Below are 8308 nucleotides of genomic sequence, written 5' to 3'. Positions count from 1 at the left end.
GCCGAGCGCCAGGTTCATGGCCTCTGGCGCTTCCTGGAGGTGGGCGACTATGTCGCGCTCCTCCGCCTCGCTCATTCGTCCTTTGGCGCGGGCGAGGTTGGCGGCGAGCGCGGCGAGCACCGCCAGCTGGCAGGTGAACGCCTTGGTCGAGGCGACGCCGATTTCCGGGCCGGCATGGGTCGGCAGCAGCAGGTCGGCTTCGCGCGCCATCGAGCTGGTCGGGACGTTGACCACGACCGCGATGGTCTGCCCTTCATCGCGGGCGTGGCGCAGCGCGGCGAGTGTATCGGCGGTCTCGCCCGATTGTGAGATGAAAAGCGCCAGCCCGCCCGGCTCCAGCACGGGCTGGCGGTAGCGAAACTCGCTCGCCACATCGATGTCGACCGGAACGCGGGCGAACTGCTCGAACCAATATTTGGCGACCATCCCGGCGTAGAAACTGGTGCCGCAGGCGACGATGGTGACGCGATTGACGGTCGACAGGTCGAAATCGAAATCGGGCAGCGCCACCTTGCCCTCGAACGGGCGGATGTAGGAGCGGAGCGTGTCGCCGACGACGACCGGCTGCTCGAAAATCTCCTTCTGCATAAAGTGGCGGTAATTGCCCTTCTCGATATGCGCGGCGGTGGCGCCGGATTCGACGATTTCACGGCTGACCGGCTGGTTGGCGCGATCGTAGATCTGGATCTGGTCGCGTCCCACAACCGCCCAGTCACCTTCCTCGAGATAGGCAATCCTTTGGGTCAGCGGGGCCAGCGCCAGAGCGTCGGAACCGAGGTAATTCTCACCCTCGCCATAGCCGACCGTCAGCGGTGCTCCCATGCGCGCGCCGATGATCTGGTCGGGATAATCCTTGAACAGGAAGGCGATGGCGAAGGCGCCGTGGAGGCGCGGCAAGACGGTTGCCACGGCCTCGGTCGGCGAGCTGCCACGCTCGACCTCGCGCGCGACCAGATGCGCGACCACTTCGCTGTCGGTTTCGCTGAGGATTGTGCGGCCGTCGGCCAGCAACTCGTCGCGCAGCGGCTTGAAATTCTCGATGATGCCGTTGTGGACCAGCGCCACCGGTCCGGCGATGTGCGGATGGGCATTGTCGACCGTCGGCGCGCCATGGGTCGCCCAGCGGGTATGGGCAATGCCGGTATCTCCGTGCAGCGGTTCGGCAGCCAGCTCGCGGGCCAGATTGTCGAGCTTTCCCTCGGCCCGGCGGCGCTCGAACTCGCCATCCTGTACGGTGCAGATGCCAGCCGAGTCATAGCCGCGATATTCGAGGCGCTTGAGGCCATCGAACAGGCGCTGCGCCACCGCTTGTTTGCCGACAATTCCAACAATTCCGCACATGGTTGAAGCGCTGCTCCTTTGACCGTCGCCGACGTGGCGCTATGCAGTCAGATAAACAAGGGGGGAGGTGGCGATGTCGCGCACATTGTTGTTTGCCGCAAGCGTCGCCTTCATGCTGACGGCGGCATGCCAACAATCGCCTGCCAATTCGGACGCGCAAGGCGCTTCCAGCGCTTCATATTATGACATCAAGGAGCATCCAGACGCATGGTCCGGCGGTGTGCGAATGGTCGAGATTTCGACGCCCAAGGGCAAGTTTCACGTCTGGGTAAAGCGGGTAGGCAACAACCCCAAGCTCAAGCTGCTGCTGCTCCACGGAGGACCCGGCGCCACGCATGACTATTTGGAGGCATTCGACAGCTTCCTGCCGGCCGAAGGCGTCGAATATTACTACTACGACCAGCTCGGCTCCGGCCGCAGCGACCATCCTACCGATGACGATTTATGGACCATCGACCGTTTCGTCAGCGAGGTCGACCAGGTGCGTGCGGCGATCGGCGCCGACAAGTCCAATTTCTGCCTGCTGGGTCAAAGCTGGGGCGGCATCCTCGCCATGGAATATGCGCTGGCCCATCAGGACCAGCTGAAATGCCTGGTCATTTCCAACATGATGGCGTCGATCCCGGCGTACAACGCCTATGCCGACAAGGTCCTCAAGCCGCAGATGGATCCGGCCAAGCTGGCGTTGATCGAACAGCTGGAAAAAGCCGGGAAGACCGACGACCCGCGCTACATGGGCACGCTGATGTCCGAATTTTACGAGAAACACATTTTGCGGCGGCCGGCGGCCGAATGGCCCGAGCCGGTTCTCTACAGCTTTGGCCAGATCAACAGGCAAATCTATGTGCTGATGCAGGGGCCGAGCGAAATGGGCGCGAGCGGCAGGCTCGAGCATTGGGATCGCTTCGCGGACTTGAAGCGCATCACCGTCCCGACGCTGGTCATTTCAGGCAAATATGACACGATGGATCCGGCCTACATGGCGCGGATGGCGAAGCAAATGCCGAACGGAACGCTGCTCGCCACCAATGGCGGCCACTTTGCGATGTATGACGATCAACAGGCCTATTTCGACGGCCTGAACGCGTTCCTCAGGAAGTACCGCTAGCCTTTTTTGCTTTCTGCCTTGCACGGAAGCGGGCGGCCCAGCCAGCAAATCCGCGCTGCTCGCCGCGGGCGATGGCCAGCTCGTCCGCCGCGACGTTCTTGGTCACCACCGATCCCGCGCCGATGATTGCTCCCGCACCGATCGAGACCGGAGCGACCAGCGCGCTGTTCGACCCGATGAAGGCGCCCGGCCCGATCTCGGTCAGATACTTGCCGAACCCGTCATAATTGCAGGTGATGGTGCCGGCTCCGATGTTGGCATTCTCGCCGACATTGGCATCACCGATATAGGACAAATGGTTGGCCTTGGCGCCCTTGCCAAGATTGGCCTTTTTCACCTCGACGAAATTGCCGACCTTGGCGCCCTCGCCCAGCACCGCTCCAGGGCGCAGCCGGGCGAAAGGGCCCACCACGCAACCCGTCGAAATGATCGCGCCTTCGATGTGCGAGAAGGCCTTGATCGTCGCGCCATCGGCAATCTTCACGCCCGGGCCGAACACGACGTGCGGCTCGATGGTGCAGTCGCGGCCCAATTCGGTATCGGCAGAAAACCAGACGCTTTCGGGATCGATCAGGGTCGCGCCCTGCTCCAGCGCCTGCCAGCGACGGCGCGTCTGCCAATCCTCCTCCAACGCAGCCAACTCGGCACGGCTGTTGACGCCGGCGGTCTCGAATGCCTCGCCCTCGATTGCCACCGGCGCGCGGCCCTCTTCCTTGGCGATCATGACGATGTCGGGGAGGTAATATTCCTTGGCCGCATTGGCGTTGCCGACCTTGGCCAGCCAGCGGAACAGATCCTTCGACTGCACCGCCATCATGCCCGAATTGCACAGCTTGACCGCGCGCTCGGCTTCATTGGCGTCCTTATATTCGACCATCTTCGAAATATGGTCGCCATCGCCGAGGATGACGCGGCCATAGGTCTTGCCGTCGGCAGGCGAGCTGGCCAGCACGACCACGCCCGGGTCGTCTTTCGCCGCCAGCCGATCGAGCATCTCGGTCAACGTGTCCCGGGTGACGAAGGGCGTGTCGCCGTAGAGGATCAGCACTGCCCCATCGAATCCGTTTAGCGCTTCGTCGGCCATTTGCACGGCGTGGCCGGTACCCTTCTGCTCGGCCTGCAGGGCGGTCACGACGCCGTGCCCCTCAAGCGCTCTCTCAAGCTGCTCGCGGCCCTTGCCGACCACCACGACGCGGCGGTCGGCACCCATCGCCTCGAGCGTCGACAACAGGTGCAACAGCATCGGCTTGCCGGCGATCGGGTGGAGCACCTTGTGCGTATCGGAACGCATCCGCGTGCCCTGCCCCGCAGCCAGGATCACCACCGAGAATTTCGCCTGAGTCATCCCGCTCGACATCGCATGCCCGATAATGCTTTTCCATAGAGGAAGGGCCCCGGACGAACCGGAGCCCTTCGTTCAAATAGATTGTGGCTCAGCTGGCTGCCGGGGCCTTGGGCTTGGCCGGAGCCCGCTTGCGCGCTCCGGCGCTTGACCGGCGCTTGGCCGGCGCTTTCGCCTTGCGCGCTGCCGGCTTCTTGGCGGTGGGCTTTTTGGCGGCGGGCTTTTTTGCCGCCGTCTTGGCCTTTGACGCGGTTTTCGCTTTTGCCGTCGGAGCCTTGCGGGTCGCGCCGGTCTTACGCGGCGCCGACTTCTTGGCGACCGGTTTGGTCGAGGACATCAGGCCCGTACCGGCTTCATCGGCCCATTTGCCCGACAATACGCGCTGTGCGGCATCGGCCACCGCCTCGGCAATTAGCGAGCCGAGCTTGGAGGCATTGGACATCATTTGGGTCGCGGCGTGGCTGGCGCTGTCGGCGGCATCGAGCCCCGCATCGCGGATCGCCTTGCGCGCCTTGGGGCTGGCGGCAATCGCCGCCGCTGCCGCGGTCAGGCCCGCTGCCAACATTTCACGGCTCATCGCCGCCTTGGCGATCTTGTCGAACGTTGCTTTTTTACCGCCACCACTCTTGGCGCGGCCCGTCGATGCCTTGGCCATTACTGCCTCCCTCTTCGATCCTACCGCCAAAAGCGGCTCATGCCCGAAACGGTTCCGAAATAAGCGAAGATTTGCGTAAGTAAAAGGGAGCTGCCGCACCACACGACAGCTCCCTTCAACATGGTCAGCGACCGGACGCTCAAGCCCGGAAGGACATGAATGGCTGGTTAGGCCATCACCTTCCAAGCGAACTGGACCGACCTCCCTGCTGAACCATGAGACATCGGATCACCTCCTTTCGCTGCTGGATTGCAACCACAGAATGTTGTGGTCGGAGATGATAAACAAGACTTGTAATTGTGGTCAGTTTCGACAATCTTCGATGCTTCGCGCCGCTTCGGGCCAGCTTGGCACCGCGATGGTCGGCCCGATTCCACCCGACACGATGAACCGTCCGCGACTGAACGCGATGGCGTCGAGCAAAGGGTCCGTCGCCAGCAGGCGACCGCTTGGCGGCAAGTTCCTGGTCATCGTATCGGTGGCGATGGTGAGCGCAGCCGGTGCAGCATTGGGCCGTGCTATCGTGACCGTCCGCGTCGCCTTGTCGCAGCGCAGCTGGATCTGGGTGCCGTACATCGCGATCGAGCCGTCGGCGGTGGCGAAATGCGACCATTGGCCGTTCGCCAGCGGCAGTGACTTGCCGGCTTCGAACGTCAAAGGAGATTGCTGGGCCGCAGCGGGCGCCGCGGCCAGGAGCAATGCGGCGACGAACCTCATTTGCCGAGCTTGTCTACCTTCGCTTGAAGGGCGGCGAGCTCGGCCTTGAGCTTGGCCAGTTCGTCGGCCGATTGCTCGCCTGCGGGCGCCGGCTTGGCCTTCTTGCCGGTCATCGCCTGCGCCGCTTCCTCGAACATCGCCATGTTGCGCTTGGCCAAGTCGGCAAACATGTTGGGTCCGAACGCGCCGGCCATCGCCTGCTGGTTCTTCTGGAACGCCTCCATCGCCGCTTCCAGGTATGGCGGCACCGCTCCCTGCATCTGGCCGCCATAGAGGCCGATCAGCTGGCGCAGGAAATTGACCGGAAGCATGGTCGAACCGCGCGACTCTTCGTCGACGATGATCTGGGTCAGCACCTGGTGCGTGATGTCTTCGCCGGATTTGGCGTCCACCACCTCAAAATCGCGGCCCTCGCGGATCATCGCCGCCAGCCGGTCGAGCGTGATGTAGCTGCTGCTCTCCGTGTCGTAGAGCCGCCGGTTGGCGTATTTCTTGATGGTCACCTTGTCGGCGGACTTGGCCATGCAATCTCCCCTAGGCTTTGGGCGAACCTAGTCCTGCCTTTCCCGCGCTGCAACATTCTCCCGCGCGTGCGAAATCGATGGTCGCTCGGCGCTTGCGGCCAGGAACGCTCCAAGCTAAGCGGGCGCCCACGCACCCGTAGCTCAGCTGGATAGAGCGCTGCCCTCCGAAGGCAGAGGCCACAGGTTCGAATCCTGTCGGGTGCGCCACTTCCTGAACCACCGAAGCCAAGCCCGAAATTGCGTGGCAATTTCTGGATTGGATGAGAGATGGTGAAGGCGGCCGACGACCGGCCCATGGCCGTGTCGATCGACGGCGCGAATTTACTTCGCGCCGGACTTCAGGTCACGGACCAAGTCTCCAGCACTTCGACGAACCGGGTCAGCCAGGCATTGGTCTGATGGCCGTCGACCACGCGATGGTCGATCGTTAGCGTGACATAGGCCATCGGCCGGATCAGGATTGCGTCCTGGCCATTGACCTCGCGCACCACGACGCGCTTCTCCAGCTTGCCGACGCCGAGGATCGCCGCTTGCCCCGCGTGCAGGATGATCGGCGCGGCGAGCAGGCTGCCCGATACGCCATGGTTGGAGATAGTGAAGCTGCCCCCGGAGACGTCGGCGGCCGTGAGACTTCCCGAACGCGCCCGCGAGGTCAGGTCATCGAGCTTGTGGCCGATTTCCTCGAGGCTGAGCGACCCCGCGTCCCTGACGACGGGCACGATCAGCCCCTTTTCGCCGAGCGCGGTGCCGACACCAACATTGATGGTCGGAGCGACCGCAATGCGATCCTCTTCCCAGCGGCCGTTGATCGCGGGAGCGACGGCCATGGCTTCGGCTGCAGCCTTGATCAGATAGGCAGTGTAACTGAGCTTGATGCCTTTTGCCGAAAGCGCTGCCTTGTGTGCGGCGATGGCCGAGAAGTCCGCCTCGAACAGCGCGGTGACGTGCGGCGCCTCGCTGACTGCGCGAACCATATTCTCGGCGATCTTGAGCCGCATCCGGTCGTGCGGAATGTCCTGCGCGCTAAACTGGCGCGACTGGACGGTTGCCGATTTGCCAGCGTTTGCAGTTGTCGCGGAAGCCGCTGCGCGATCGACATCGTCGCGGGTGATCCGCCCATCGCGGCCCGTGCCCTCGATGTGCGACGGATCAACGTTATTCTGCAGAAGTGCGCGACGAACTGACGGGCTAAGCCTCGTCTCCACTTCCCCGTTCCACGGCGCAGGCCGGGGTCCAAGGGCGCCATTAGGCGCTGCTATCGCATCGCCCTGGGCCCCGGCCTGCGCCGGGGAACTGCTGGCTTCCCCCGCTGGATCGATTTTGGCCAGCAGGGCGCCCGGCTCGGCTTCGTCATCGGTGTCGAGCAATATCTCGGTTAGCACGCCGGCGGCTGGTGACGGCACTTCCTGCGTCACTTTGTCGGTTTCGAGCTCGACCAGCGGCTCATTCTCGAACACCAAATCGCCGACCCGCCGCAGCCAGGCACGAACGACCGCCTTGGTGCCCTCCTGCTCGTCGGGGACTCGAACTTCGATCATCTAAAAGCCCACCAGCCGGTCGATTTCGGCGCGGATCTTGTCGACGCTCGGCAAGGCCCATTCCATCAGCGCCGGATGGTGCGGGCTGGGCACGTCGGGCATGGTGACGCGCGCCACCGGCGCATCGAGGTCGAGGAATGCCTCGTCAGCGACCACCGCGGCAATCTCCGCCCCGAAGCCGCCGGTCCGCAAATCTTCATGGACGATCAGGCAGCGCCGCGTTCGGCGGACGCTGTCTAGTACCGTCTCTCTGTCCCACGGTTGCAACGTCCGGAGGTCGATGACGTCGGCGCTGATTCCCTCCGCCGCCGCCTCGCAGCGCGGCACCATCGCGCCCCAGGTGACGATCGTGATCCTGTCGCCCTCGCGCGTCTTCTTCGCCTTGCCGAAGGGCAGGACGAACTTGTCGCCCGGCCAGGGGCGGCGTGCCCAGCTATCGTCGAGCATCGCGCGATGTTCGAAGAAGATCACCGGGTCATTGCCGCGAAGTGAGGCGCGCAGCAGGCCGACCGCATCCTCGGCATTGCTCGGCACCGCCACCTTCCAGCCGGGATTGTGGACGAATGCCACTTCGTTGGTCTGGCTGTGCCACGGGTCGCCGCATTTGAAGAAGCCGCCAGGAATCCGAAGCACCATCGGCGCGGAGAAGCGGTTGGCGGTGCGCCAGCGCATTGTGCCGCAATCGTTGATCTGCTCGGTCGCCGGCTCGGCATATTTTCGGAACTGGATTTCCGGCACCGGCATCAGCCCGGCCAGCGCCATGCCGACCGCGCGGCCGATAATGCCTTCCTCGTTCAATGACGTGTCGAATACTCGCTCGACCCCATATTTATCCTGCAGGCCGAGCGTCACTGCATGGACACCGCCCTTGGGGCCGATATCCTCGCCGAACAGCAGCACCTTGGGATTGGCCGCCAACTCCTGGTCGAGCACCCGCCGGATGGCGGTGACCATATTGATGCGCTGGCCTTCGGGCTGCGGCACCTCGATCGTACCATCGAGGCTAAGCCCCGCGCCGCCGCCGACCTGGCTGGCCTCGCCATCGAAATAGACATGGTCGGTGACCCGGTCCGGCGACGAGAT

Annotated in this window: 8 protein-coding genes and 1 tRNA gene; 2 read left to right on the top strand and 7 right to left on the bottom strand. The window is 63.8% G+C overall.

Going from position 1 to position 8308, the window contains the following annotated elements; genetic code table 11:
• A partial coding sequence (glmS, locus tag Q0C64_RS12875) for a glutamine--fructose-6-phosphate transaminase (isomerizing) (protein ID WP_294124241.1) occupies nucleotides 1-1341 on the bottom strand: 1341 nt, incomplete at its 3' end.
• Nucleotides 1342-1414: 73 nt separating this feature from the next.
• Between glmS and Q0C64_RS12870 the strand changes: the two genes are divergently transcribed.
• Entirely contained in the window at nucleotides 1415-2449 is a 1035-nt protein-coding gene (locus Q0C64_RS12870; RefSeq protein WP_294124240.1) for a proline iminopeptidase-family hydrolase, read from the top strand.
• Here the strand turns inward: Q0C64_RS12870 and glmU are convergent.
• From glmU to phaR, 4 genes are all read right to left on the bottom strand, one after another.
• Nucleotides 2433-3794, bottom strand: a complete 1362-nt coding sequence (gene glmU, locus Q0C64_RS12865) for a bifunctional UDP-N-acetylglucosamine diphosphorylase/glucosamine-1-phosphate N-acetyltransferase GlmU (protein WP_294124239.1) — start codon at nucleotides 3792-3794, stop codon at nucleotides 2433-2435. The two genes, Q0C64_RS12870 and glmU, sit on opposite strands and share 17 nt — an antisense overlap.
• 88 nt (nucleotides 3795-3882) lie before the next feature.
• The gene (locus Q0C64_RS12860) at nucleotides 3883-4446 is read right to left on the bottom strand and encodes a hypothetical protein (protein WP_294124238.1); all 564 of its coding nucleotides are present in this window, start codon (nucleotides 4444-4446) and stop codon (nucleotides 3883-3885) included.
• Nucleotides 4447-4749: 303 nt separating this feature from the next.
• Nucleotides 4750-5163, bottom strand: coding sequence for a hypothetical protein (locus Q0C64_RS12855; protein WP_294124237.1), 414 nt, complete (start codon nucleotides 5161-5163; stop codon nucleotides 4750-4752).
• Nucleotides 5160-5687 carry a polyhydroxyalkanoate synthesis repressor PhaR gene (gene phaR / locus Q0C64_RS12850; RefSeq protein ID WP_294124236.1) on the bottom strand — a complete coding sequence of 176 codons (528 nt, stop codon included), beginning with the start codon at nucleotides 5685-5687 and terminating at the stop codon, nucleotides 5160-5162. Before phaR ends, Q0C64_RS12855 begins: the two co-directional genes overlap by 4 nt.
• Nucleotides 5688-5817: 130 nt before the next feature.
• On the opposite strand from phaR, the gene Q0C64_RS12845 reads away from it, so the two are divergent.
• Nucleotides 5818-5894, top strand: a tRNA-Arg gene (locus Q0C64_RS12845).
• 131 nt (nucleotides 5895-6025) lie between these two features.
• Here Q0C64_RS12845 and Q0C64_RS12840 read toward each other — a convergent pair.
• Both Q0C64_RS12840 and Q0C64_RS12835 read right to left on the bottom strand, forming a co-directional pair.
• Nucleotides 6026-7225 (bottom strand): 2-oxo acid dehydrogenase subunit E2, encoded by a 1200-nt coding sequence (locus tag Q0C64_RS12840; RefSeq protein WP_294124235.1) that lies wholly within the window; start codon nucleotides 7223-7225, stop codon nucleotides 6026-6028.
• Nucleotides 7226-8308 (bottom strand): alpha-ketoacid dehydrogenase subunit beta (locus tag Q0C64_RS12835; protein WP_294124234.1); only part of this gene is annotated, 1083 nt, incomplete at its 5' end. It abuts the gene before it with no gap.

The sequence above is a fragment of the Sphingomonas sp. genome (assembly GCF_023266535.1).
Taxonomy (GTDB): domain Bacteria; phylum Pseudomonadota; class Alphaproteobacteria; order Sphingomonadales; family Sphingomonadaceae; genus Sphingomicrobium.
This window is presented reverse-complemented; position numbering and strand designations above follow the sequence as displayed.

Coding starts and splice junctions, on each gene's coding strand:
- Q0C64_RS12870 (WP_294124240.1), top strand. CDS start 1,415: ATGTCGCGCACATTGTTGTTTGCCGCAAGCGTCGCCTTCATGCTGACG.
- glmU (WP_294124239.1), bottom strand. CDS start 3,794: ATGACTCAGGCGAAATTCTCGGTGGTGATCCTGGCTGCGGGGCAGGGC.
- Q0C64_RS12860 (WP_294124238.1), bottom strand. CDS start 4,446: ATGGCCAAGGCATCGACGGGCCGCGCCAAGAGTGGTGGCGGTAAAAAA.
- Q0C64_RS12855 (WP_294124237.1), bottom strand. CDS start 5,163: ATGAGGTTCGTCGCCGCATTGCTCCTGGCCGCGGCGCCCGCTGCGGCC.
- phaR (WP_294124236.1), bottom strand. CDS start 5,687: ATGGCCAAGTCCGCCGACAAGGTGACCATCAAGAAATACGCCAACCGG.
- Q0C64_RS12840 (WP_294124235.1), bottom strand. CDS start 7,225: ATGATCGAAGTTCGAGTCCCCGACGAGCAGGAGGGCACCAAGGCGGTC.